The organism is Campylobacter sp. IFREMER_LSEM_CL2101 (assembly GCF_025771825.1).
GTDB classification, from domain to species: Bacteria; Campylobacterota; Campylobacteria; order Campylobacterales; family Campylobacteraceae; genus Campylobacter_D; species Campylobacter_D lari_C.
The window spans coordinates 49,457-74,428 of the sequence record NZ_JAKMQZ010000002.1 but is presented as its reverse complement, the minus strand read 5'-3'; the positions used below and the strand labels follow the sequence as shown (position 1 = coordinate 74,428).

General features: G+C 29.6%; 23 protein-coding genes. 10 read left to right on the top strand and 13 right to left on the bottom strand.

Translation table 11 applies throughout. The annotated features are described in order from the left end of the window. The first annotated feature begins 59 nt into the window (after positions 1-59). Genes L8V88_RS01690 through dnaK form a run of 3 tightly spaced genes read left to right on the top strand, consistent with a single transcriptional unit; the run spans position 60 to position 3,233 of the window. Positions 60-842: an HrcA family transcriptional regulator gene (locus L8V88_RS01690; RefSeq protein ID WP_263726523.1), complete on the top strand. Its 783-nt coding sequence runs from the start codon at positions 60-62 to the stop codon at positions 840-842. After that, positions 839-1,348, top strand: coding sequence for a nucleotide exchange factor GrpE (gene grpE, locus L8V88_RS01685; protein WP_039641673.1), 510 nt, complete (start codon positions 839-841; stop codon positions 1,346-1,348). The genes L8V88_RS01690 and grpE overlap by 4 nt, the downstream gene beginning before the upstream one ends. Before the next feature lie 22 nt (positions 1,349-1,370). Next, positions 1,371-3,233, top strand: coding sequence for a molecular chaperone DnaK (dnaK, locus tag L8V88_RS01680; protein WP_263726522.1), 1,863 nt, complete (start codon positions 1,371-1,373; stop codon positions 3,231-3,233). 31 nt (positions 3,234-3,264) lie between these two features. Here dnaK and L8V88_RS01675 read toward each other — a convergent pair whose 3' ends face one another. Genes L8V88_RS01675 through L8V88_RS01665 form a run of 3 tightly spaced genes read right to left on the bottom strand, consistent with a single transcriptional unit; the run spans position 3,265 to position 5,328 of the window. Further along, the gene (locus L8V88_RS01675; protein WP_047208365.1) at positions 3,265-3,918 is read right to left on the bottom strand and encodes a DNA/RNA non-specific endonuclease; all 654 of its coding nucleotides are present in this window, start codon (positions 3,916-3,918) and stop codon (positions 3,265-3,267) included. Beyond that, positions 3,915-4,358, bottom strand: a complete 444-nt coding sequence (locus L8V88_RS01670; RefSeq protein WP_263726521.1) for a GatB/YqeY domain-containing protein — start codon at positions 4,356-4,358, stop codon at positions 3,915-3,917. Before L8V88_RS01670 ends, L8V88_RS01675 begins: the two co-directional genes overlap by 4 nt. Before the next feature lie 10 nt (positions 4,359-4,368). Then, on the bottom strand, positions 4,369-5,328 hold the full coding sequence (locus L8V88_RS01665; protein ID WP_263726520.1) for a Ppx/GppA family phosphatase: 960 nt from the start codon (positions 5,326-5,328) through the stop codon (positions 4,369-4,371). Between the two features lie 55 nt (positions 5,329-5,383). Between L8V88_RS01665 and L8V88_RS01660 the strand changes: the two genes are divergently transcribed. From L8V88_RS01660 to L8V88_RS01650, 3 genes are read left to right on the top strand one after another with little or no spacing between them, the layout of a single operon-like run. Beyond that, positions 5,384-6,151, top strand: coding sequence for a pyridoxine 5'-phosphate synthase (locus tag L8V88_RS01660; RefSeq protein WP_263726519.1), 768 nt, complete (start codon positions 5,384-5,386; stop codon positions 6,149-6,151). After that, on the top strand, positions 6,148-7,248 hold the full coding sequence (gene pdxA, locus L8V88_RS01655; protein ID WP_263726518.1) for a 4-hydroxythreonine-4-phosphate dehydrogenase: 1,101 nt from the start codon (positions 6,148-6,150) through the stop codon (positions 7,246-7,248). The genes L8V88_RS01660 and pdxA overlap by 4 nt, the downstream gene beginning before the upstream one ends. 46 nt (positions 7,249-7,294) lie before the next feature. Further along, positions 7,295-8,815 carry an inorganic phosphate transporter gene (locus L8V88_RS01650; protein WP_263702059.1) on the top strand — a complete coding sequence of 507 codons (1,521 nt, stop codon included), beginning with the start codon at positions 7,295-7,297 and terminating at the stop codon, positions 8,813-8,815. On the opposite strand, the gene mnmH is transcribed toward L8V88_RS01650, so the two are convergent. The 9 genes from mnmH to L8V88_RS01605 form a co-directional block, all read right to left on the bottom strand. Beyond that, the gene (mnmH, locus tag L8V88_RS01645) at positions 8,810-9,793 is read right to left on the bottom strand and encodes a tRNA 2-selenouridine(34) synthase MnmH (RefSeq protein ID WP_263726517.1); all 984 of its coding nucleotides are present in this window, start codon (positions 9,791-9,793) and stop codon (positions 8,810-8,812) included. The genes L8V88_RS01650 and mnmH overlap by 6 nt on opposite strands. Then, positions 9,786-10,274 (bottom strand): HIT family protein, encoded by a 489-nt coding sequence (locus tag L8V88_RS01640; RefSeq protein WP_257396669.1) that lies wholly within the window; start codon positions 10,272-10,274, stop codon positions 9,786-9,788. Before L8V88_RS01640 ends, mnmH begins: the two co-directional genes overlap by 8 nt. Then, a complete protein-coding gene (locus tag L8V88_RS01635; protein WP_263726516.1) occupies positions 10,274-10,876 on the bottom strand; it encodes an indole-3-glycerol-phosphate synthase TrpC in 603 nt (200 codons plus the stop codon). The genes L8V88_RS01640 and L8V88_RS01635 overlap by 1 nt, the downstream gene beginning before the upstream one ends. Then, complete coding sequence (locus tag L8V88_RS01630; protein WP_263726515.1) at positions 10,861-12,096, bottom strand: tetratricopeptide repeat protein; 1,236 nt, start codon at positions 12,094-12,096, stop codon at positions 10,861-10,863. Before L8V88_RS01630 ends, L8V88_RS01635 begins: the two co-directional genes overlap by 16 nt. Then, positions 12,072-12,443, bottom strand: a complete 372-nt coding sequence (locus L8V88_RS01625) for a YkgJ family cysteine cluster protein (protein WP_257936479.1) — start codon at positions 12,441-12,443, stop codon at positions 12,072-12,074. The genes L8V88_RS01630 and L8V88_RS01625 overlap by 25 nt, the downstream gene beginning before the upstream one ends. Beyond that, positions 12,433-13,125 carry a tRNA1(Val) (adenine(37)-N6)-methyltransferase gene (locus L8V88_RS01620; protein WP_263726514.1) on the bottom strand — a complete coding sequence of 231 codons (693 nt, stop codon included), beginning with the start codon at positions 13,123-13,125 and terminating at the stop codon, positions 12,433-12,435. Before L8V88_RS01620 ends, L8V88_RS01625 begins: the two co-directional genes overlap by 11 nt. Continuing rightward, positions 13,119-14,063 (bottom strand): NAD(P)-binding domain-containing protein, encoded by a 945-nt coding sequence (locus L8V88_RS01615; protein ID WP_263726513.1) that lies wholly within the window; start codon positions 14,061-14,063, stop codon positions 13,119-13,121. Before L8V88_RS01615 ends, L8V88_RS01620 begins: the two co-directional genes overlap by 7 nt. 180 nt (positions 14,064-14,243) lie before the next feature. Beyond that, the gene (locus tag L8V88_RS01610) at positions 14,244-17,756 is read right to left on the bottom strand and encodes an acyl-[ACP]--phospholipid O-acyltransferase (protein WP_263726512.1); all 3,513 of its coding nucleotides are present in this window, start codon (positions 17,754-17,756) and stop codon (positions 14,244-14,246) included. A 69-nt stretch (positions 17,757-17,825) separates the two neighbouring features. Beyond that, complete coding sequence (locus L8V88_RS01605) at positions 17,826-18,434, bottom strand: NAD(P)H-dependent oxidoreductase (RefSeq protein ID WP_263726511.1); 609 nt, start codon at positions 18,432-18,434, stop codon at positions 17,826-17,828. A gap of 127 nt (positions 18,435-18,561) precedes the next feature. Between L8V88_RS01605 and L8V88_RS01600 the strand changes: the two genes are divergently transcribed. The 4 genes from L8V88_RS01600 (at position 18,562) to gltS (ending at position 24,289) form a co-directional block, all read left to right on the top strand. After that, the gene (locus tag L8V88_RS01600) at positions 18,562-19,695 is read left to right on the top strand and encodes an efflux RND transporter periplasmic adaptor subunit (RefSeq protein WP_263726510.1); all 1,134 of its coding nucleotides are present in this window, start codon (positions 18,562-18,564) and stop codon (positions 19,693-19,695) included. Next, the gene (locus tag L8V88_RS01595; protein WP_263726509.1) at positions 19,692-21,623 is read left to right on the top strand and encodes an ABC transporter permease; all 1,932 of its coding nucleotides are present in this window, start codon (positions 19,692-19,694) and stop codon (positions 21,621-21,623) included. Before L8V88_RS01600 ends, L8V88_RS01595 begins: the two co-directional genes overlap by 4 nt. Position 21,624: 1 nt before the next feature. Further along, a complete protein-coding gene (locus L8V88_RS01590) occupies positions 21,625-22,965 on the top strand; it encodes a TolC family protein (protein ID WP_263726508.1) in 1,341 nt (446 codons plus the stop codon). Positions 22,966-23,080: 115 nt separating this feature from the next. Continuing rightward, positions 23,081-24,289, top strand: a complete 1,209-nt coding sequence (gltS, locus tag L8V88_RS01585) for a sodium/glutamate symporter (RefSeq protein ID WP_263677566.1) — start codon at positions 23,081-23,083, stop codon at positions 24,287-24,289. A 23-nt stretch (positions 24,290-24,312) separates the two neighbouring features. Here gltS and nth read toward each other — a convergent pair whose 3' ends face one another. Then, a complete protein-coding gene (gene nth, locus L8V88_RS01580; RefSeq protein WP_263726507.1) occupies positions 24,313-24,939 on the bottom strand; it encodes an endonuclease III in 627 nt (208 codons plus the stop codon). Positions 24,940-24,972: the final 33 nt, after the last annotated feature.

Genomic DNA, 24,972 nt, shown 5'->3' with positions numbered 1-24,972 from the left:
ATAATTATTTTATCACTTAAAAACATTGAGTGCTAAAATAAAAAATTTAAGGTTTTGTAGTGAAGTCTTATAGTAAAAAAGATTTAATTTTAAAAACCATCATTGAGACCTATTTAGAGGGTAATAATCCTGTGGGTTCTAATGAGTTAAATCATAAAGTTAGCATACCTGCTTCTACTATAAGAGTTTATTTTAAAAAATTAAGCGATGAGGGTGTATTAACACAACTTCATATTAGCAGTGGTCGCATACCAACTTTTAGTGCTATGAAGGCTTATTGGTATGAGCAACTTTGCGAAAATGAGATTGTAATTAATGATCTTGCTTTGCTAGAGTTTTTGCTTGATAAGTTTGAAATTTATACCTTAGTTTATGGTGGCGATGAGCTTATTTTACAAGATATTACCAAGGTTAATGATAAATTTATCATACTTGATTTTGGACAAAATGAGTTGGTTTTAAGATTTAGCCAAGATAGCCTGGTTTTCTTGCAAAGACTTATAGGACTTGATCTAAAAAGTATTGAAAATTTAGCTTTTAGAGTTGAGTTTAAAGAGTTATTGGAAAAAATAACTATGCTAAAAGAAGCTATGGTTTATTATAGATATAATGAGAGCAAAGCTTATCAAATTTATCAAAATGATGAATTTGCTAAGCTTTTATCTCCTCAAATTGGATTTTATTTTAACGATAAATTGCAATTTGATCCTTTATTTGAAGAGGGTTTTATGGGGTTAAAGCTTAAGAGTACATTTTTAGGTAAAGAATCTAATGTGGTTTTTGCCGGTAGTGTGTATTCTGATTTTAAAACAATGTTAAATATTATAAAGGAGGCTGCGTGAGCGAAGAAAAGCAAAATGAGCAAATGCAAGAAGAAGCAGTGGAAAATTCAGAAAATCAAAACAATGAATTAGAAAAACTTCAAGCAGAGTATAATGAGTTAAAAGATACTTATTTAAGAGCAAATGCTGAATTTGAAAATATCAAAAAAAGAATGGAAAAAGAAAAAATTTCAGCAACAATTTATGCAAATGAAAGTTTTGCTAAAGATTTGCTTGATGTAGTTGATGCATTAGAGGCGGCTATTAATGTAGAAGCTAATGATGAATTAAGTTTGAAAATCAAAGAAGGGGTTCAAAACACTTTAGACTTGCTTTTGAAAAAACTTGAAAAACATATGGTTAAAGTAATAGAAGCAGATGGTGAGTTTGATCCAAATTTACATGAAGCGATGTTTCATGTTGAAAGTGCTGATCATGAAAGCAATCATATCGTCCAAATTTTACAAAAGGGCTATATGATGAATGATAGAGTGATTAGATCAGCAAAAGTTAGTGTTGCAAAATAAAATTTAATAAAAAGGATAAAAAATGGCAAAAGTTATAGGTATAGATTTAGGTACAACAAATTCTTGTGTGAGCGTGTATGAAAGAGGCGAGAGTAAAGTTATCCCAAATAAAGAAGGTAAAAATACTACTCCTTCAGTAGTTGCTTTTACAGATAAAGGTGAAGTTTTAGTTGGAGATAGCGCTAAGCGTCAAGCTGTGACTAATCCTGAAAAAACTATTTATTCTATAAAAAGAATTATGGGTTTAATGATCAATGAAGAAGCAGCAAAAGAAGCTAAAAATCGCTTACCTTATCATATCACAGAGAGAAATGGGGCTTGTGCGATTGAAATAGCAGGTAAAATTTATACTCCACAAGAAATTTCAGCAAAAGTTTTAATGAAATTAAAAGAAGATGCAGAAGCTTTCTTAGGTGAAAAAGTAGAAGATGCGGTTATTACTGTTCCTGCGTATTTTAATGATGCACAAAGAAAAGCTACAAAAGAAGCAGGGCAAATTGCAGGATTGAATGTATTAAGAATTATCAATGAACCAACTGCAGCAGCTTTGGCGTATGGACTTGATAAAAAAGAAAGTGAAAAAATTGTAGTTTATGATTTAGGTGGTGGTACATTTGATGTTACTGTGCTTGAAACAGGTGATAATGTTGTAGAAGTTTTAGCAACCGGTGGTAATGCATTTTTAGGTGGCGATGATTTTGATAATAAATTAATCGACTTTTTAGCAAATGAGTTTAAAGATGAAACAGGTATTGATCTTAAAAACGATGTAATGGCTTTACAAAGATTAAAAGAAGCAGCTGAAAATGCTAAAAAAGAATTAAGTTCAGCTAATGAAACTAATATTAATTTACCATTTATCACAGCTGATGCAAGTGGTCCAAAACACTTAACTAAAACTCTAACAAGAGCTAAATTTGAAAGTATGATTGATGGTTTAGTTGCTGAAACTATTAGTAAGATTAACGAGGTAGTAAAAGATGCAGGACTTGATAAAAGCGAAGTAAAAGAAGTTGTTATGGTGGGTGGTTCTACTCGTGTTCCACTGGTACAAGAAGAAGTTAAAAAAGCTTTTGGAAAAGAGCTTAATAAATCAGTAAATCCTGATGAAGTTGTTGCAATAGGTGCGGCAATTCAAGGTGCGGTTATTAAAGGTGATGTTAAAGATGTATTATTGCTTGATGTTACTCCACTTTCTTTGGGTATTGAAACTTTAGGTGGGGTGATGACTAAAATCATCGAAAAAGGTACAACTATACCAACTAAAAAAGAGCAAGTTTTCTCAACTGCTGAAGATAATCAAAGCGCAGTTACTATCAATGTTTTACAAGGTGAGAGAGAATTTAGCCGTGATAATAAATCTTTAGGAAATTTCAATCTTGAAGGAATTCCACCAGCACCTCGCGGTATGCCACAAATTGAAGTAACTTTTGATATTGATGCAAATGGTATTTTAACAGTTAGTGCAAAAGATAAAGCTACAGGTAAAGCTCAAGAGATTAAAATCACAGGCTCAAGCGGACTAAGTGAAGAAGAAATCAACAACATGGTAAAAGATGCAGAGCTTCACAAAGAAGAAGATAGAAAACGCAAAGAAGCAGTAGAAGCTAGAAATGCTGCTGATAGCTTAGTACATCAAGTAGAAAAATCTTTAAGTGAGCTTGGAGATAAAGTAGGCGATGATGATAAAGCAAATATTCAAAAAGCCTTAGATGAGTTAAAAGAGACATTGAAAAATGCTAATGCTTCTAAAGAAGAAATTGAAAGCAAAATGAAAGCTTTAAGTGAAGTTTCTCATAAATTAGCAGAAAATATGTATAAAAAAGAAGAACCAAACGCTCAAAAGAAAAAAGACGATGATGTAATCGATGCTGAAGTTGAGTAAAAACTAAACTAGAAGCCTTGTTGCTTCTAGTTTAATCAATATATTTTTTACAATCTTCCTTAAAATAATTTCTATCAAATCTTGCAAAATTATCATTATTTGGCACTTTATAACATTCGCTGAAATTTTTAGCTTTAAGAATTTTGACATAAAAACTAGGAATGGCTATGTTGTTTTTAATGCGTTTTGGCTTATCATCATAAAGTACTAAATTTAAGACTTCTAATTCTTTATTTTTCTTTGCTAAATATCTTTCTCTTTGTTCGATTTCATTCCAAATTTCTGCATTAATATCTTTTTTTTGCGGAGTGATATTGCTCATTAAAAAAGTGCTAAGTTGGGCTTGCGGGGTCGCATTCATGGATTGATTTGGCACGACATGCCCTCTTGTATAACCACTTCTTAGATAATCCTCCCAATAAGTTCTGTATTTTTTAGGAATATTGGTATCTTCTTGAAATCTTGGGCGTTTTTTGATGTGTCCTTGATTTAAAATTTTAGCTTCTAATTTATAAGCAATAGCCTTAGTGCCTTTATAATTATAATCATAACAATTAATATAATAATATTTATCCATCAATAAAGAGCAGTCTTTAAAATAAGCTTTAAAGCTAGGATGTAATTCATATTGAGTATAAGCAAAAGAGCTTAAAGCTAAGGCGCAAAGCGTTAAAACTTTTTTCATGCTAAAAGCTTTCTTACCATTTCATTAAGTCTTTTACCATCAACGCTTGCGCCAAAAGCTGCTTTAGCTTCTTTCATCAAAATACCTTGTTCTTTTAAAGAGCTAATTTGTAATTTATCTATAAGTTTTTTTAGCTCATTTTCTAATTCCTCATCGCTAAGTTGTTTTGGTAAATAAGCACTTAAAATAGCTACTTCTTGGAGTTCTTTTTGTGCTAAATCTTCTCTAGAGCCTTTAGAAAAAGCCAAAGCTGCTTCATTTCGTTTTTTAATCTCACTTGCAATGATTTTGTATATTCTTTCATCACTAAGCGTAATTCTCTCATCAACTTCTATTTGTTTAAAGCTAGCATTAAGTGTTCTTAAAGTGTTTCTTTTAAAATCATCTTTATTACGCATAGCTTCTTTAATGTCTTCTAAAATTTGATCTTTTAAACTCATTTTTTCTCCTTTAAAATTTGATATTTTTAAAATGTGCTATACACACACCTTCTCTAACACCATCATCAATCACAATGAGCTTTTGTTTATTAAATAAAGCAAAAAGTATCATTGAGCCTGCTATGAGGTATTTTTTTCTATTTTCTCCAAGATAAATTTTAGCTTTTTCTTGTTCTAAATTCCAAATTTTTAATGCAAAATCAAAAAAATCTTTGCGTTTGAGTATTTTGCCATTTACATTTTCTTCTAGGTAATCTTTGTATTTTATGTTTTGTTTATAAGCACAAAGTGTGGTGGGTACTCCTGAATTTAATATGAAAAAATTTCCTTTTAATTTTATATCTTTACTAAGATTAAAAGCTTTTAGGGCAAGTTGTTTTAAATGTGCAGGGTAGGGGCTTAGATGAAATTTTAATTTTTTATCTTTAATACGTGCAAGATTTTGCGGGTATTTTTTAAAAAATCTTACATAAGCACTTGGTTTTATGGCTTTAAAATGCATTCTTTCATAAAAACTAATAATTCCAAAATCATAACTTTTACTAAACTTTTCATTTGAAATTTCACAAGAAGCACCGCCTAAATCACAATAGTTTAAGTCTTTTCTAAAAAGTTTAAGAGCTTTAAGACGCTCTTGTATACCTAAAATACTTAGTTTTGCTTCGGTTTTTGCATCGATTAATTTTATATCAAGTTTAAATTCTTTTTGAATTTTTTCAAAAATAAACTCAGTATTTTTTGCTTTTCTAAAAGCAGCTGTGGCGACTGCTTTGGCTTGACTTAAATCATAATTTTTTTCTTTTAAGATTTTTAAAGCGTTAAAAATTCTTTCTATGGCTTCATCGCTAATGGTGTCATTTTGCATATTTTTAGCTGCGCCTATGATAAATTCTTCGCTTTTTAATTTATTAAAATTCTCATCCATTAAAACAGCTCTTAATGTATTTGAACCCATATCAATACCTAGCACTAGCTCTCCTTAAAAAATTTAAAGTATAATAGCAAAAAACTTATAAGGAAAACTTATGCTTTTAGGGGTTAATATCGATCATATAGCAGTTTTAAGAGAAGCTAGAAAAGTAAATGATCCTGATTTGCTTGAGGCTGCGTTTTTGAGTGCAAATTTAGCTGATCAAATCACTATCCATGTGAGAGAAGATCGTCGCCATGCTAATGAGTTTGATTTAGAAAATATCTTAAAATATTGCAAATGTGTAGTGAATTTAGAATGCTCTATTGATATGATAGAATATGCTTTAAAATACAAACCCTCACGCGTTACTTTAGTGCCTGAAAAAAGACAAGAACTTACAACAGAAGGCGGTTTAAATTTAGACAATGAAAAATTACAAGAAGCCATTAATGCTTTAAAACAAGAGCAAATCGAAGTTTCTTTATTTATTGATCCAAATTTAGAAGATATTAAAAAATCATCTTCTTTAAATGCTGATTTTATAGAGCTTCATACAGGTTTGTATGCTAATATTTATAATGCACTATATACTAATATCAATCAAACTTCTTATGCATTGCCTGAATTAATTTTAAGCAAAAATGAACTCAAAAAGCTTTTAGAAAACGAACTCCAAAGATTAAGACAAAGTGCAAGTTTGGCTAAGAGTTTAAATTTAAGAGTAGCTGCTGGACATGGACTTAATTATAAAAATGTAAAAAATATTGTAGATATTTTAGAAATAGAAGAGTTAAATATAGGCCAAAGTATAGTAGCAAGATCGGTTTTTATAGGCTTAGAAAAAGCTATATTGCAAATGAAAGCTTTGATTAAAAGATGAAAAAAATTGCCATTAGCATAGGGGATTTAAATGGCATAGGTATGCAAATTTTATTAGCTTGTCATGATGAGCTAGTAAAAATTTGCGAGCCTTATTATTTTGTGCATTATGAATTATTTCAAAAAGCAAATAAACTTTTGAAAATAAATCCTAAATCTAAAATCAATTTAGTTGAAATTTCTAATGCTTCAAAACCACAATTTAGTTTTAAAGAAGAAAAAGAAAATTTTTTAATTTATGAGTTTTCATATCAAGCTAGCAAAATTATTGATTTTGATTTTGAGTTAAATCCTGCGAATTTAGACGCTAAAAGTGGGGTTTATTCTTTTTTAAGTTTTGAAGGAGCTAGTTATTGCACGCATTTGTTTTTAGATGCTTTAGTAACTTTACCGATTAATAAAAAAACTTGGCAAATGGGGGGAGTGGGTTATAAAGGTCATACTGAGGCACTAAGAGGTTTTTTCAAACAAGATGCTATTATGATGTTAGGGTGTGATGAACTTTTTGTGGCTTTATATACTGAGCATATGGCTTTAAGAGATGTTTATAAAGAGATTAAGGCTTTTGAGCTTGCGCAATTTTTAATTAATTTTTATCAATGCACTTTATTTGAGAAAATTGGTGTTTTAAGTTTTAACCCTCATGCAAGTGATAATGGTGTAATAGGTGGAGAAGAAGAGAGGGAAATAAAAAAAGCTATAAGAATGGCAAGTGTATTTTTAAAAGATTACGCGTTGAATTTGCAAAATTTAGAAAATGAAGATTTTTTAAGTCAAAAAGAAAAAGAACTTTCTTGTAAGGAAAATATTTATTTAAGTGAGCCTTTGGTGGCTGATAGTGCTTTTACTCCTTTTGCACTAAGTAAATGCAAGTATTTAGTGAGTATGTATCATGATGTAGGCTTAGCTCCTTTAAAGGCTTTGTATTTTGAAAAAAGTATCAATGTAAGTTTAAATTTACCTATAATTCGCACTAGTGTTGATCATGGTACAGCTTATGATAGGGCTTATAAAAATGAAAAAATTAATTTACAAAGTTATATGCAAGCAGTAAAATCTGCTTTGCAATTTTTAAAAATCAAAGAAAAAACTAAGTAAAAGTTACTAAAATTAATTCATTAAAATAAATTCTTAAGGAGAATGCTTGAGTAAAGATAATGCTATTGCATTTTTTATTTTTATTGTGAGTGTTTTATGCTTTTTTGTTTGGGGATATAATTATATTCCTAATAATTCCATGATATTATTTATCCTTGCTAGTATATTTGGTATTTTTATGGCCTTTAACGTTGGTGGTAATGATGTAGCAAATTCATTTGGTACTAGCGTAGGCGCTAAAACAGTTACTATAAAACAAGCTTTGATTATTGCAGCGGTGTTTGAATTAAGCGGGGCTGTGTTTGCAGGTGGGGAAGTAACAAATACTATAAGAAGTGGTATAGTAGTTTTACCTGATGGGATTAATCCTATGGTGTTTGTATGCGTAATGCTCTCAGCTTTATTAAGTTCAGGAATTTGGCTTTTTGTAGCGACCAAAAAAGGACTTCCAGTTTCTACTACTCATAGTATTATAGGAGGTATTGTAGGTTCAAGTATTGCTATGGGCTTTGTATTTTTTGATCAAGATCAAGCATTATCTATGGTAAATTGGAATGGTATTTATAAAATAGCTATGAGTTGGGTTATTTCGCCTTTGCTTGGCGGGCTTGTGGCATATTTAATTTATGCTTATATTTATAAAAAAATCTTAAAGCCATCAGAGGAAATAACTCTTGTGGTAAAAGAAATTAAAAAAGAAAAAAAGGCTTTTAAAGAAGAATATTTTAAAAATTTAAAAAACAAAAGCCAAGAAGAGCAAATCAAAGAACTTAGTGCTATTGTTTTAGATGATGATGAAAAAAGAAGTGAATATAAGTTAAAAATCAAAGAATTAAAAGAAAAAGAAAAAAACATAGATGTTTTCTCAAGAATGAAATTTCACGTTCCACTAATAGCAGGTGTAGGTGCATTGACTATTGCTTCTATGTTTTTATTTAAGGGTTTAAATAATGTTTCTACTTTAGATGTAATGCAAAATTTATGGATAGTTTCGATTATTTCTATTTTTGCTTATATTGTTACTTTAGCAGTTGTGAGGTTGATGAAAAAAACTCAGGTTAATAAGACCATAGAAAAGATTTTTTCGTGGTTTCAAATTTTTACTGCTTCAAGTTTTGCTTTTTCACATGGAGCTAATGATATAGCTAACGCTCTTGGACCATTTGCTGCTATTTTAGATGTACTTAAAAACAACACCATTAATCCTAGCTCGCCAGTGCCATTTGCTGTGATGCTTATGTTTGGTATAGCTTTGGTTATTGGACTTTGGTTTTTGGGTAAAGAAGTTATTCAAACTGTGGGTTCAAAACTTGCTGAAATTAAACCAACAACAGGCTTTAGTGCTGAACTTGGCGCAAGTATTGTTATACTTTTAGCTACCCAACTTGGAATCCCAGTTAGCTCAACCCATATTTTAATCGGTGCTATTTTAGGTATAGGGGTATTTAATAAAGATGCTAAATGGGCTATGATGAAACCTATTGGTTTAGCATGGGTGATTACCTTACCAGTTGCTGGAATTCTTTCAAGTATTATTTTTATTATCTTTGTAAACACAATCTTATGAGTTTAAACTCATAAGATGTTTTTTAGCTTCATCTAAATTAGAACTATTGATAAAATAATCAATTTTTGAAGGTTTTTTATATACTTTATCATAATATTCAAAAAGCATTTTTACACAAAGTTCTAAATTGTTTTCTTCATAATTTTGACAAAGTTTTAGCTTAAAATCCTTGCTGATATAAGGTGATATTTTTTCAACACATTGATAAAATACTTTTTTATCCATTGGAGTATAGTTTTTTAAAACTCTTTGAATGCGTAAATTCATGTCGCATTCACACCAAATTTTCTTAGCTTTTTGCATGCTATTGTATAAATTTAGCGGGATAGTTAAATTTCCAATTTGTCTGCTTTCAGCTTCTATAAAACAAGTTTTATAAGTATAATCTTTTAAAAAATAAAACAATTCATCTTCAAAGGCTTTTTGGCTTGGTTGTTCTCCATAAATTTTACCAAAACTAGATCCTTGGTGGTTGGCTAGTTTTTCTAAATTTAAAGCATTATCTAAAGTTTGGATTAAATCACTTTTACCACTTGCTGTATTACCACAAAGGCATAAAAACTCAATATTTAAATCTTTTCTAAAAAACTCACTCACATAACTTCTATAAGCTTTATATCCACCTTCTAATCTTACAACTCTATAACCAAGTTCGGCTAAGATTAAAGCAATAGCTTTTGATCTTTTACCACCTCTTGCGCAATAAATTCCCACCAAAGAGCCTATTTTATAATTTTGATAAATTTTATTAATATGCTCGCTCATATTTTTACAAATATAACTTGCACCTTTTGCTTTAGCTAAGCCTTTGTTTTTCTTATAAAGCGTGCCTATTTCTTCAAATTCATTATCATTGAGTGCGTAGTAATTTTGCGCAGATTTTATATGAGCAAGTTTGTATTCTTTGGGACTTCTTGCATCAATTAAAAGATCAAAATTAAATTTTAAAAAATTTTCAAAATCAACTTCTTTATACATAGTCTTTAAAAGCTTTACATAAGGTGGTATAAACTTTTTCTAAATCACTCCCGCAAACTCTAGTTTGTCCTATGGTAGTGATAAAATTTGTATCGCCTTGCCATCTTGGGATTAAATGATAATGACAATGTGGTGCTATGCCAGCTCCTGCTGCACTGCCTAAATTCATACCTATATTAACACCTTTAGCGTGAAAGTTTTCTTTTAAAATTTTAACTCCAATACGCACAAAATGGCTAATTTCTAGCCATGTATCATCACTTAAATCTTCTATATTTTCTAAATGCTCATAAGGGATAATCATAAAATGACCAGGACTATAAGGGTATTTATTCATAATGCCAAAACATTCTTTAGCTCTAAAAATCACTCCAAGTTTTTCATCTTCATTAAGTTCATGCTTACAATGACAAAAAGGGCAAAAATTTTTATCTTTATTGTTAAAATAAACATCCCTCCAAGGTGCGTATAAATACTCCATCAATTCTCCTTTATGCAAGCATGTAGATTTTTAATATTTTTACTTATAAGAGCTTTGTTTTTTGGTATCAAAGGTAATAGCTTTTCATCTTCTAATAAAAAAATTCTAGCTCCTGCTAAAATAGCATTATTAAGATCGCTTTTGCTTTCAAGGTAAAAAATGGCCTCTAAGCCAAGATGTATTGCAAAATTATAAAGTTTTTTTAGTTGCATAGTTTTTAGCATTTTGGGAAATACAATAAACGCATCAGCCCCATATACTAAGCTTTCTAAAATTTGATATTCATCAAAAATAAAATCAAATTGTACAATAGGTTTTTCATGATAGCGTCTAAAAAGACTTAAAATTTGTATGTCTTGATTAAGCAAAGGACTTGTTGGTAAGATGATGGCATCAAAATTTTCATGATTAAAATTTAAATCTTTAGAATATAAAAAATGTGAAAGTTTTCCTTCAAGTAAAAGTGTGTAAATATCTTTAGGATAAAAGGCATTAGAAGCTAGACTTCTGCCTAACATATCATAAGGAAAAATTTCTTTTTTACTTTCAAGAATTTTTTGTGTTTTTGAAAAATGATTTTTTAAATCTATTGCTTTAAACATTTTTCGATGGCCTTTAAATGTTCTTTACTTTCATCTGAGCTTGAAAATTCTGTATCATGCAGTGTTTTTTGCAAAATTTCATAAGCCTTTTTGCAATCTTTAAGTTTATAATACCCCCAAGCCAAAGAATCAAGATAGTAAAGATTTTGTGGTTCTTGTTCAAGCGCCCAGCCTACTAGCTCCATACCTTTGGCTATATCAATATCATATTCAATTAAAGCATAGCCATAGTAGTTTTGATATAAAGCATCACTGCGCACATCTACGCTTTGTTCAAATTTTTTCATGATAGAGGCTAGAATTTTTGGGTCCGTGACTTTTTTACTTTTAGGATCCATATGAATTTCAAATTCTAAAACACCTGCCATAGAAAGATATTTTTTATCTTTGCTAAGTTCATAATGTTTTAAAGCTATTTCATAAGCTTTTTCATAATCTTTTGTTTGTGTGTATAAGAAAATTTTAGTATCAGGATTTATGTTATATTTTTGGGTTAAATTTAGAGCCTGAGTATAATTTTTTTCTTGTACTAGTAATTCTATCATAGCATATATATATTTAATATCATTGTTGAGTTTATATAGTTTTTCAAGGGTTTGAATACTTGCTTTATAATCTTTTTGCTCTTGATAAATTTTTAAAAGTAGGGTGCATGTTTTAAGGGTACAGTGTGAGTTTTTTATAAATTCTTCTAAAGCTTTTTTAGCTTGGTTGATATTTTTATTTTTGATATTAACTTCAACTATTTTAAGCAATAAATTTTCATGTTCAAAAAGTTTATAAGCAAGATTGTATTGCTCTAAAGCTTTAGTATATAAAGCTTTTTTAGCAAAAATATCGCCTAGTATTTCATAATTTCTATAATCTTGTTCTTCTTTAATGAGTTTATAAAGTATAGCTTCAGCTTGTTTATAATCTCCTATTTCAAAAAAATATAAAGCATTTAATCTTGCAATAGCTGTGTGTTCTAAAAAGTCTTTAGAAGCTTTTAAAAGCTCGTCTTTTTGTTTTAAATTAGCACTTAAAGCTAAAAGTAAAGCCTTTTGCAAATAAATACTTTCATTATTTTCATGAAATAAATTTGTATAAATATCACATGCTTTTTGAAATTGCCCATGCTCTTCATAAATAAGTGCTTGTAGGATTTTATCTTCACCTTTAGCTAAAGCAAGGCTTGTTAGGATAAAAACTATAATTAGTGAAAGCAAACCCCTATACATTCTTTTTTTAACTCCTCTTTGTGTGTTTTAAAATACTCCCAAAATGGAAAAGTTCTACATTGTTTTGGTCTATGCTTGTAAATTAAACATTTTTTATACATTGTATCAAAAAAAATACAACGATAGCCATTTTCATACTTTACTTCTTTAAAGCTATATTTAAACCCAACTTTGATGAGGTATTGCTCTTTAAAGGCTTCAAAGCTTAAATTTAAAAAACTAGCAATAGCCTCTAGTTCTTCTTTGCTAGCATAGATATACCCACTTTCTCCAGTGCAACATTTCCCACCACATTTTTCACAAGCACTTTCATCAAAAGAATAATCAAAACCTTTTTCACACATCATAGCTTATAGTTCCTGTATTTTCATAAATTTCACTAATTTTTGGATTTAAAACATCATTTTCATACATAAAAAGTGTAGGCATTATCGCGCAAGGACTTTTGCTATTTTTTTTAATATGCATTAAAACAAGTCTTGCGTTAGTTTGTGCATTAGTATGAACACATTGAAGTGAAACTAGTTTTAATTTAAATTGTTTTAAATAAGCGCAAATTTCATCCAAAAAACTTGCCTCATAACACATAAAAAAACTACCATTTGGCTTGATAAAAGTATTTATTTTAGCAAACATCTTCTCAAGTGGCATAAATTCTTGATATCTTGATATACATAAATGCAAATCTTGGCTTTTTTGTGTATTTTTTTTATAAAATGGAGGATTAGAGATCAAAAAATCAAATTTTATATCACTTTTATAGTTTAAAAAGTCTTCGCAAATGCCTTGAATTTCAAGTTTATTTTCTTTAGCATTTTTATAACTTAGTTTGATATTTTGCTCTTGGATATCTAGTAGATAAACTTTTGAATTTGGAAATTTTTGCTTTATCAAAAGTCCTAAAATTCCACAACCACATCCTATATCAAGGATATTTCCTTTTAAATTATATTTAGATAAAAAGTCAAAAAGTAAAAGGCTATCATTATTATAACGATAGCCTTTTGAATATTGAAAGAGTTTTAGCATTTATAAAGATGATCGCAGATTTTAAATGAATCATTTAAACCTACTACAATAGAAGCTCCGTTTTTACTCGCTATATCACCTGCTACGAATAATCCTTTTACATTACTTTCTTTATTTTCATCAAAGCTTGGCACGCCTTTTTCATCAACTTCTATAGAGCATTTTTGTAAGAAATCAAGTGGAGTTGAACCACCAATAGCATAAATGATACGATCATAAATTTCATTTGTGTCATTAGTAAAATTTACTTTAGCTTTACCGCTTTCATCTTCAATGCTAGTTATATCTATGCCAAGTTTTGCTTTTACACTACCTTGTTCAAAAGCTTTTTGAATATCTTCTAGATTAATATCGTTTAATCTTGAGAAAGTTTCTCTTCTGTAGCAAAGCGTCACATCATTATTTTTAGCTAAATCTATAGCGTATTCTGCTGCTGAATTTCCACCACCTACAACTAAGATTTTTTCACCTTGGCTTGCCGAATTTGCATTAAAATTGATGATTTTTGTTAAAGTTATAGGTAAAGTATAGCTTGGTTTATTTGGTTTACCCATTCTACCTATGGCAATAACTGCATTTTTGCAAATATAATTTTCATTTGCAGTGCTAACGATGAAATTTTCTCCATCTTTTTTAACACTTTCAACTTCACTAGAAAGCTTTACTTCAAGATTATGCTCTTTGATAGCATTTTGGAAAGTTTCTATCGTACTTTCTCTAGTTCCATCTTCAAAATTTATATGCCCGTGATTTGTGCTATCACAACCTTTATAAGCTTTGTCTACTCTTTTGCCTTCTTTGTAAAATTTTACTAATGTTTGACAAATCGCATCAGCTTTTTCTAAAACAATAACTTCTTTATTTTTTATTTTAGCTTCTACTCCCGCTGCAATACCTGCAGGGCCAGCACCAATAACTACCATATCAAAAATTTTCATTATTTCCCTTTTTAATATTTTTAATGTGTAAATGTATCAAAAAAATGATAATGAAATATAAAAACTTTAGTAAAATTCATTAATAAAATTTAAAAAAGGCTAGCTTATATAGTAAGATAAATAAAATAGAAAATTCTATTATAAAATTAGTTTAGAATTAAAATAAGCCAAAGGCTTATTTTAATGAGTTTGCAAGATTTTAGCTAAATCTTTAGCGCCTTTTAAATCCACTTTGCCAGAACCTAAAAGCGGAATTTGTTCTACTTTAAAATATTTACTTGGTTTAAAAATAGCAGGCATAGTAGAGTTTTTAATCGCTTCACAAATTCCTTCAAAGTCTTGATCTTGACATTCTACTAATAAGCATACCATTTCACCTTTTTTATCATCATCTAGTGCTACTGCACAAAATTTTACCACATCTGTATTGATAAATTTAGCAATTTCTTCTTCTAAAGCTCCTAAAGATATCATTTCTCCACCAATTTTTGCAAAACGAGAATAACGATCTACTATATATAAAAAGCCATCCTCATCTACATGGCCTTTATCTCCAGTATTATACCAGCGTATGCCATCGATTTCTTTGATAACTTCATCGGTTTTTTCTTTATTGTTTAAATAACCCACCATAACCTGATGACCACCAATGAGTATTAATCCATCTTCTCCATGATTTAAACTTTCATAAGTAGATGGATCTACTATGCGTATAGCGCTTCCTGGTAAAGGCATACCTACACTACCTTCTTTATTTGCACGGTGTAAAATCCAATAGTCAGGATCAAATTTATTCGGTAAATTCACACTTGCAACCGGAGTGGTTTCAGTGGCTCCATAGCCTTCAAAAATAGGTTTTTTAAATTTCATTTCAAAGGCGCTTCTTACTTCGCTTTTAAGTTTTTCAGCACCTGAGACGATAATCCTTAAGCTTTCAAACATAATCGCATCAAGTTTTTTATTTCTTGCATAAATACCTAGAAAAGTTGAAGTAGCACACATAATGCTAACATTGTTTTTTACTATAGCTTTTGCTACACCTAGTGCATCTGTTGGGTCAGCATGTGTTATGCTTTTAATCCCTTCTAATAAAGGCATAAAAGTAGTTACAGTTAATCCAAAAGCATGAAAAGGTGGCAAAGAAGATAAGACAACATCTTCATTTTTTGCACATAATACATCTGAAATTTGAGCTATATTGCTTAAAATATTACGATTATTTAGCATTACTCCTTTAGGTGTTCCCTCGCTACCACTACTAAATAATATAGCAGCTATGGCAAGGTTTTGTTTATTAGGCGCAAATAATGCTTTTATTAAACAAGTAGGTAAGATACTTACTAAAGCAAGCATAGAAAAGATTTTGAGCTTTTGTCTTTTAAAGCTTGCGATAACATCTTCCATGAAAATAATTCTAACATGCTCTTCAAATTCTAGTTTTATACCTTTATTTTCTAATTTTTCCATAAATTTTCTAGAAGTATAAATTTGTTGAATTTGAGAACTTTGAATGGCTTGATTAATCGCTTTTATACCTGCTGTGAAATTTAAATTTACCACGATTTTATTTGCAAGTAATACAGCTAGATTACAAAGAGAGCTAGCCATAGAAGCAGGGAGTAAAATTCCTACGCATTCTTCTTTTGGAGCATAGCTTCCTTGGGTAGGTTGTATATTTAACTCATGCGATCTATCTTTTATGAAAGAGCTAAAAACCAAACTTAAAGCAAGCATTTTTCTATAAGTAATACCACCTATTAAAGGATCAACAATAGCTATTTGACTTAAATTTCTTTTAGCGCTATCTATCCAAGCTCTGGCTATAGTATGCATACTTTCACATTGAGATTTCCAAGCAATAAAAGAAAGTTCAAAAACTTTTGTTTTAACCACTTCTTTTTTAGTGTGTATTGGTAAGCTTTTTCCAAAAGCAATAGCGATTTTTCTTTTGCTTATTTTACGATTTCTTGCTGAAAATTCTTCATCACTTCTTGAAAAAGCACTTCCCCAAAGTCCTCTAATATAAAAAGGCAAAATCACTCCATCTTGTTCTTCTAATTTTGAGCCAACTAACTCAAATCCACCTTTAAATTCATTAAGCTGTCCATGGCGTGAGAGTACTCCTTCTGGGAAAAGACAAACTAAATTTCCGTTTTTAATATGCATAGCAATAAGCTCTAAGCTTGATTTACTAGAAGCACTTGAAACAGGAATAACTCCAAATTTATCAAGAAAAATTCTAATATACCACTTAGAATAAATGCTTTTTTCCATAACAAAATAAATTTTTCTTGGTATAGCCATTTGCACAATAGCCCAATCTATAAAAGATATATGATTACCAAGTAATAATGCTCCACCTTTTTCAGGAATATTTTCAAAACCTTCTACTAATAAACGATAGCGTTGAAAAAACGCTATACTCATTAATAAACGCACTAAAGAAAAAGGCAATTTACTTAACACATAAATGCTTCCAAAAAATGCCACAGCGATGATAAAATAAAACAAATTTATCACTTCAATTTTAGCATATGCAGCAAAAGTAGCTAGTGTCAAAAAGCCTAACATAAAAATATTTTGTATAAAATTATTTCCTGCTAAGACTTTTCCTAGTTCATTTTCTTTTGCATGAAATTGTATTAGAGAGTTTAAAGGTATGATAAAAAATGCCCCGCTTAAACCAAAAATAAAAAACACTACACTATAACTTAGTAAGTTTTCTAAAAATGGCATTAAAATACTCATTAGAAAAATCCCTAAAGCACCTAGTGGTATAAGACCTAATTCGATGTAATTTTTAGAAAACTTACCACTAATAAGCGATCCTATAATCACTCCTATACCAGAAAAAGCTAAAGAGCATTGTACATAAAAGGTATTTTCTATGAAAAGATCGTTTTTTGCATATACAGGAAAACTCACTAAATAAAGTTGTGATATGGCCCAAAAAAGTGAAATTCCTACAATGCAAAGCCAAATGATTTTATGAGAAAATATTGTTTTTAAATTAGAGGCTAAAAGCTTTCCTTGGAAATATTGTTTTTTATCAAAGCTTAAATTTTTATCTTCTTCTTTTAAGCTAGGAAGTTTATAAGCTAAAAAAAGTTCTAATACAGCAAAAGCTATTAATACAAAACCCAAAGGTGCAATTTGCGTTAAAATATCTGAAGGAGTGTTAAAATTTGGCTCAAAAAGCATTTCAAAGCTTAGAGAAAATACCGCCATACCCGCTAAAATAGCCACAATACTTACTGCATTGACAGCTCCATTTCCCATAGCTAAAAGCTCTTTTCCTACTAATTCTTTTATAAAACCATATTTTGCAGGAGAGTATAAGGCAGATTGCACTCCCATGATAAAAGTCATTACAAAAGCAAGCCAAAATGCTCCAAGATAATAACACAAACAAATAATACAAGTTAATATTACTGAAAATAATGCAGATATTTTCATGATTTTATTTTTAGGAAATTTATCTGCTAAAAATCCAGATGGTGAAAGCATAAGGATGAAAGGTAAAAGCATCAAAGCATTGACAATAGCGGTTAAAAAAAGTTGGGTGCTATCTTCATAAAATTTATAAATGGTATTTTGTATAATGATTTTGTGTCCTAAATCTACAAAAGCGTTAATAAAAGCCACTGCTAAAAATGGCAATACGCCAAAAATCTTTAAGAAATTTCCTTGCATTTAAAACTCCATTTTATTTTAAAAATATTATTTTATTATATAAAATTTAAATGGAGTTTTGATATTTGATTAATCTTTAAATTCTACCACTTCATCAAATGCAAAACGAACTTTTTCTGTGCTAATATTTTCTTGGGTATGTCCTAGAGTAATGAGCATAGATACTCTTTGTTTAGTAGTGTTTAAATTTAAATATTGATTGATTTTATCTTTATCAAAGCCGCCGATGATACATGAGCCCAAATTTAAACTATAAGCAGCATTAATAATATTTGCAATAGCAAGATAACTTTGTTCTTTTGCATAAATAAAACTTTGTTCTAAATCCATTGCGTCTAAAAATGGCTTATAAGTTTGCAAGCGTTTGTTTAATTCTTCTTGGCTTAAACCTCTCTTTTTTAGTTTTTCTTTAAAATAATCCTTAAAATCAGCCCTTGAGATTACAACTATAATAGCAGCGCAATTTGCTACATGGCTTTGGTTATTAGCTATTTTAGCAATTTCTTTTTTATGTTCATCTTTTTGAAAAACTAAGAATTTCCAAGGTTCAAGTCCTAAGGAGCTAGGAGATAATCTAGCGCATTCTAAGATATATTCTAATTTCTCTTTAGAAATTTTTTCTTGGGTGTAAGCTCTAATAGAAGAGCGATTTTGCATTAAATTTAAATAATCTTGCATTATTTTTCCTTTTTTTTGATTTATCTTATATCTTATAAGCTTTAAAATTGTTAAAATTATATTTTATTGTTACAATTTTATTTTTACTTCATACAAATGTTTTATTATATGATTTTAAAGGATTACAATGAAAAAAATAATTTATTTAAGTATATTTTTGATTATACTCATTATAGGGGTGTATTTTTTCTTTTTTGCAAATAAGGAAGAATATAATTATCTAACTTATGAAGTTAAAAAACAAGACATCACTCAAAGTATAGAAGCAATTGGCGAAGTTTATGCAAAAACCCAAGTTGATGTTGGTGCACAAGTTAGTGGGCAAATTACTAAACTTTATGTAAAATTAGGTGATCATGTTAATGAGGGTGATTTAATCGCACAAATTGATAAAGATAAGCAACAAAATGATTTAGATATTACCAAAGCTCAGCTTGAAAGCGCAAAGGCAAATTTAGAAAGTAAAAAAATCGCTCTTGATATAGCTACTAAACAATACCAAAGAGAACAAAAGCTTTATGCTAAAAAGGCTACTTCCTTAGAAAATCTTGAAAATCTTAAAAATACTTTTTATGCCTTAAGAGCAAATGTGGCTGATTTAAAAGCTCAAACTACTCAACTTGAAATTTCTTTAAAAAATGCTCAAAAAGATTTAGCTTATACTACTATAACCGCACCTAGTAAGGGTGAGATTATTAATGTAGCGGTTGAAGAGGGGCAAACTGTAAATGCAAACCAAAATACACCAAGTATAGTGCGCTTGGCCGATTTAAGTGAAATGGAAATTCGTATGCAAATAGCTGAAGCTGATATTAATAAAATTAGTGTTGGAAAAAAGGTAAAATTTAGCATTTTAAATGAGCCTGATAAAAAATATGAAGCAACTATTTCAAGTATAGATCCAGCAAATACTACCATAAGTGATGCAACAAGCAATACAAATTTAAACTCAAACTCAAGTACTAGCACTAGCGCTGTGTATTATTATGCAAGGGTTTTTGTAAAAAATGATAATAATTTTTTACGCATAGGTATGAGCACAGAAAATGAAATTGCCATTAAAACAGAAAATAATACTTTAGTTATACCAACTTTAGCTATAAAAAGCGATACAAGTGGTTATTATGTAGAAATTTTAAAAGCAAATAATATAAGCGTGAAGACACCTGTTAAATTAGGTATTAAAGATAGTTTAAACACTCAAATTTTAGATGGTATTAATGAGGGTGATTTAGTTATTATAGGTAAAAATAAAAAATGATATGTTTAGAAAATATACAAAAAAAGATTAATAATACAACTATTTTAGAAAATATTAATCTTTATATTCAAAAGGGAGAATTTGTAGCCATTATAGGGCAATCAGGTAGTGGAAAAACCTCTCTTTTAAATATTATAGGCACACTTGATGAACCAAGTAGTGGAAAATATTTTTTAGATGCATATGAAGTAACTAATTTAAGTAAAGATGAAAAAGCAAGGATTAGACGCGAAAAAATTGGTTTTATATTCCAAAGATATAATTTGCTTAGTCTTTTAAATGCTAAAGATAATGTGGCCTTGCCTGCTGTTTATGCAGGTAAAAACAAACATGAAAGATCACAAAAGGCTAAAGAATTACTTTCTTTTTTAGAGCTTGATCACAAAGAATTATCAAAGCCAAATGAGCTAAGTGGTGGACAGCAGCAAAGAGTTTCCATAGCAAGAGCTTTGATGAATGGTGGTGAGCTTATTTTAGCAGATGAGCCAACGGGTGCGCTTGATTCTAAAAGCGGTAAGATAGTTTTAGAAATTTTAAATAAACTAAACGATCAAGGACACACTGTAGTTTTAGTCACTCATGATAGAGAAATAGCTGCTAGAGCAAAAAGAGTTATAGAAATTAAAGATGGTAAGATTATAAGCGATAATGGTGCAAAAAAAGCAGATGAAATAAAAGCTAAGTTAATGCCAAAAGAGAAAAAAAGCTTTAATTTGCTTAAAAATCAGCTTTTTGAAAGTTTAAAAATGTCCATAGCTTCTATTGTAGCACACAAGCTACGTTCTTTGCTTACTATGCTTGGTATTATTATAGGTATAGCTTCAGTAGTTTGCGTGGTTGCTTTAGGACTTGGAGCCCAACAAAATATACTTGCTTCTATTAGCTCTATTGGGACTAATACCATAGAAGTTGTTTCAGGGCGTGGCTTGGGAGATATTAGATCAGGTAGAACAAGACTAAATTTAAGTGATTTAAAAACCTTAAGCTCTTTGCCTTATTTAGAAGCAGTAGAAGCAGATGTAGGCAAAATAGGAGTAGTAACTTATAAGAATAATTCTTTACAAGCTAGAATTTATGGAGTAGGGCCAAATCATCTAAGACTTAGAGGTTTTGTGATGGTAGATGGTAGATTTATTAATAATGAGGATATAAAAGATAATACTAATATTTGCATTATAGATGAAAATGCTTTGAGAATTTTATTTGATAATATCAGTGCTAAAGATGTTTTAGGTAAAAGCGTGATTTTTAACAAACAGCCTTTAACCATAGTCGGTGTTTTAAAAAAAGAAAGAGATAATAAAGGCTTTAGAGCTGATGAAAATACTATTAAAATTTATACTCCTTATTCTACTTTGATGAATAAAATCACAGGGGATAAACAAATAAGAGCCATAGTAACTAAGGTAAAAGATGAGGTAAATCCTGCTTTAGCTGAGGAGGCTATGGTAAAAATTTTAGAGATTAAACGCGGAAAAAAAGATTTTTTCACTATAAATTCTGACGCGATTAAAAATGCTATTGAGGAAAATACTGCTACTTTAACTTTACTCATTTCTTCTATTGCGGTGGTATCTTTGATAGTAGGTGGTATTGGTGTGATGAATATCATGCTTGTTTCAGTAAGTGAGCGCACAAGAGAAATTGGAGTTAGAATGGCTATTGGAGCTAGAAAAGAAGATATTTTAATGCAGTTTTTAATCGAAGCTGTATTGATTTGTTCTTTGGGAGCTATTTTTGGAGTAATGCTTTCTTTTATTATCATTGAGGTATTTAATTCTTTAAATTTTGGTTTTACGATGATACTTTCATTAAATTCAGTATTTTTAGGGCTTTTAAGTTCAGTTTTAATCGGAGTGGTTTTTGGATTTTTTCCAGCAAAAAATGCAGCAAATTTAAATCCTATTAGTGCTTTATCAAAGGAATGAGATGAGAATATTTTTATTGTTTTTTGTAGCCTTTTTTTTAAATGCTTGTGTAGGTGTAAAATTAGAGCAAGTATCTCAAGAGCAAATAAAAAAAGAATATTTTGAAGATTTTAATGCAAGCAAGGCTTGGTGGGAAAAATATAATAATCAAGATTTAAATAATATCTTAAAAGCTATTATTGATAACAACAAAGATCTAAATGTAGCAAGAATTAATTTTTTAAGCACTTTAGCTAGATATAAGCTTTTAAATTTAGATCTTTATCCTACTTTGAGTGGAAATTTAGGTGCTAATATAAGAAAAAATTTAAACAATGGCACAGAAATGCATAGTTTCTCAAATGGCATTATGTTAAATTATGAGCTTGATATATATGGCAAAATTTCAGATCAAGTTGCTAGTTCTGAATTTTTAGCAAAAGCAAGCGAATATGAGTTGCGTTCTTTGGAGCTTGATACTATTAATTTAGCGATTAACAGTATTTTTGAATTGATTTATTTTAACGATGTAGATCGCTTACTAAACAATCATTTAAAAAATCTTGAGCAAATGCTAGAAATTTATACTACTAAATTTGATTATGGCAAGGTTGAATATATTGATCTTTTAAATATCAAAAAGTCTTTATTAAATACTAAACAAAATATCATTACAAATTTGCAAAATAAAGATTTAACACTTAAAAATATAAAAGATTTGCTAGGTAAAGATGATGAGTTTTTGATTAATAAAATGCTAAATTATACTCTTGAAGATTTTTCATTGCAAAAAATTAATTTTGATATAGAGCTAAAAATGCTTGCTTATAGACCACAAGTTCAAGCAAAGCTAAATCAACTTATGGCTTCTTATAAAGATTATGCAAGTGTGCAAAAAAGTATTTTGCCTAGTATAAAAATATTAGGAAATTTAGATGGGAGTGATAAAAATATTGATGAGAGTTTTAAATTTTTAATCTTAGGAGGTAATGTTGTTATTGACTTACCATTTTTGGACTTTTATAGAGTAAGACAAAATGTAAAAATTTCTGAATTTACATACCAAGCACGCTTATATGAGTATAAAGACGCATTGCAAAGAGCCATCCATGAGTTTAAACTTTGTTATGAAAATGATAAATACTATAATGATTTGTTAAATTTAGTAAAAGATATCAATACTAACCAAGCAAAAATTACACAATTATATTTTGAAAAATACGAACTAGGGCGTAATGAGCTAAAAGATTATCTTGATGCGGATGCTTTGCTTATTAATTCATTCCAAGAGCTTAGTAGAGCAAAACTATCTTTGCTTAAAAATATTAATTTGTATCATAATATAGTATTAATTTCAGAGTAGAAAAGACTTAAAAATGTTTCATTTTGTAATATTTTAAGTAAAGAATAATATTTATTTGCGTTGTTTTAAAGTCATTTAGAATACAATTGGTGAATAAATCAAACAAAGGAGAGGTATGAAATTTGATTTTTATGCAACGCTAGTTACTATGGTTATAGTATTGCTTTTGGGCGTTTTTGTCATTAAAAGGGTAAAATTTCTTCGTGATTATAATATCCCTGAGCCAGTTGTTGGTGGTGGAATAGCTGCGATTATTCTTTTAATTTTACATAGTTCTTTTTCATTAAATATTAAATTTGATGAATCTATGAAAGATCCGCTAATGCTTGCATTTTTTTCAAGTATTGGTTTGTTGGCTGATTTTGCTTCATTAAAAAAAGGCGGTAAAAAGTTAGCAATTTTTTTAGTAGTAGTTGTAGGCTTGCTTTTTGCTCAAAATATAGTTGGTATAGGTGTGGCAAGTGCTATGGGGCAAAATCCACTAATGGGGCTTATAGCAGGTTCTGTTACAATGAGTGGTGGTCATGGAACAGGTGCAGCTTGGGCAGCTGAATTTATTAAAGAACCTTATTTGTATTCTAGTGCAACTACTGTTGCTATTGCTTGTGCGACTTTTGGGCTTATCTCAGGTGGTATCATAGGTGGACCTGTTGCAAGATATTTGGTTAATAAATACAAATTAGTAGTTCCAAAACAAAATGATGATAAAGATGCGATTTTAAATTTCCAATCTCCAGAAAAAGAAAGATTAATCACCCCATCTTCTTTTATAGAGTCTTTAGCATTGATTGCTTTATGTTTATTAATAGGTAATGCTTTATCTACTTATATTAAAACAAATACAGGTTTTACTTTACCAACTTTTGTGTATTGTCTTTTTGTGGGTGTTGTTTTAAGAAATGTTTTATCAGCTACAAAAATTCATCATGTGTTTGATAGAGAAGTATCAGTTTTAGGTAATGTAAGCTTGTCTTTATTCTTAGCTTTAGCACTAATGACTATTAATCTTTGGGATCTAGTAACCCTTGCACTACCGATGCTAGTAATTTTAGTAGTACAAGTTGCTATGATGGCTGCTTTTGCTATATTTGTAACCTTTAGAGTATGTGGAAAAGACTATGATGCAGCAGTTTTAGCAGCAGGACATTGTGGTTTTGGTTTAGGTGCTACTCCAACAGCTATGGTAAATATGCAAACTGTAACAAATCACTATGGTATGAGCCATATGGCATTTATTATTGTGCCTTTAGTAGGTGCATTTTTCATAGATATAGTAAATGCTTTAGTGATTAATGCTTTCTTGTATCTACCATTCTTTCATTAAAATCATCTAGCACTAATTTGGTGCTAGATTAATTTTTTATCTTTGCTCTTACATAAATGATTTAAAAAACACTCTTTACATAAAGGATTTTTGGCTTTACATGTATAACGTCCAAAAAGCACCATGGCTTGATGAAGATAGTTTAGATTATCTTGAAAAATTTTAGTTAAGTCTTTTTCAGTTTCTTCAGGGGTTTTGGCTTTGCTAAGATTAAGTCTGTGAGAAACTCTAAATACATGGGTATCTACAGCCATACAATTAGCCCCACACCATTCTATCATCACTACATGTGCGGTTTTTTGTCCTACACCTGCTAGAGTTTTTAAATCTTGCTCATTCATAGGAATTTCGCCATTAAATTGCTCACAAACTGCTTGAGCCATTTTGATTAAATTTTGTGCTTTATTATTATAAAATGAGCAAGAATTAATCAAAAGCTTTAAAGATGATAAATTTGCCTTAGCTAAATCTTGCACACTAGGATAAGCTTTAAATAAAGCCGGCGTGATGAGATTAACCCTTTTATCAGTGCATTGAGCTGAAAGCATAACACAAACTATAAGTTCATAAGCATTACTAAAAACTAATTCTGTTTTTGCCTCTCCAAAATGCTCTAAAAATAATTTTTTAATTTCTAAATTTCTTTTCATAAACTTATTGTATGTTAATCGGCTTTAAATAAA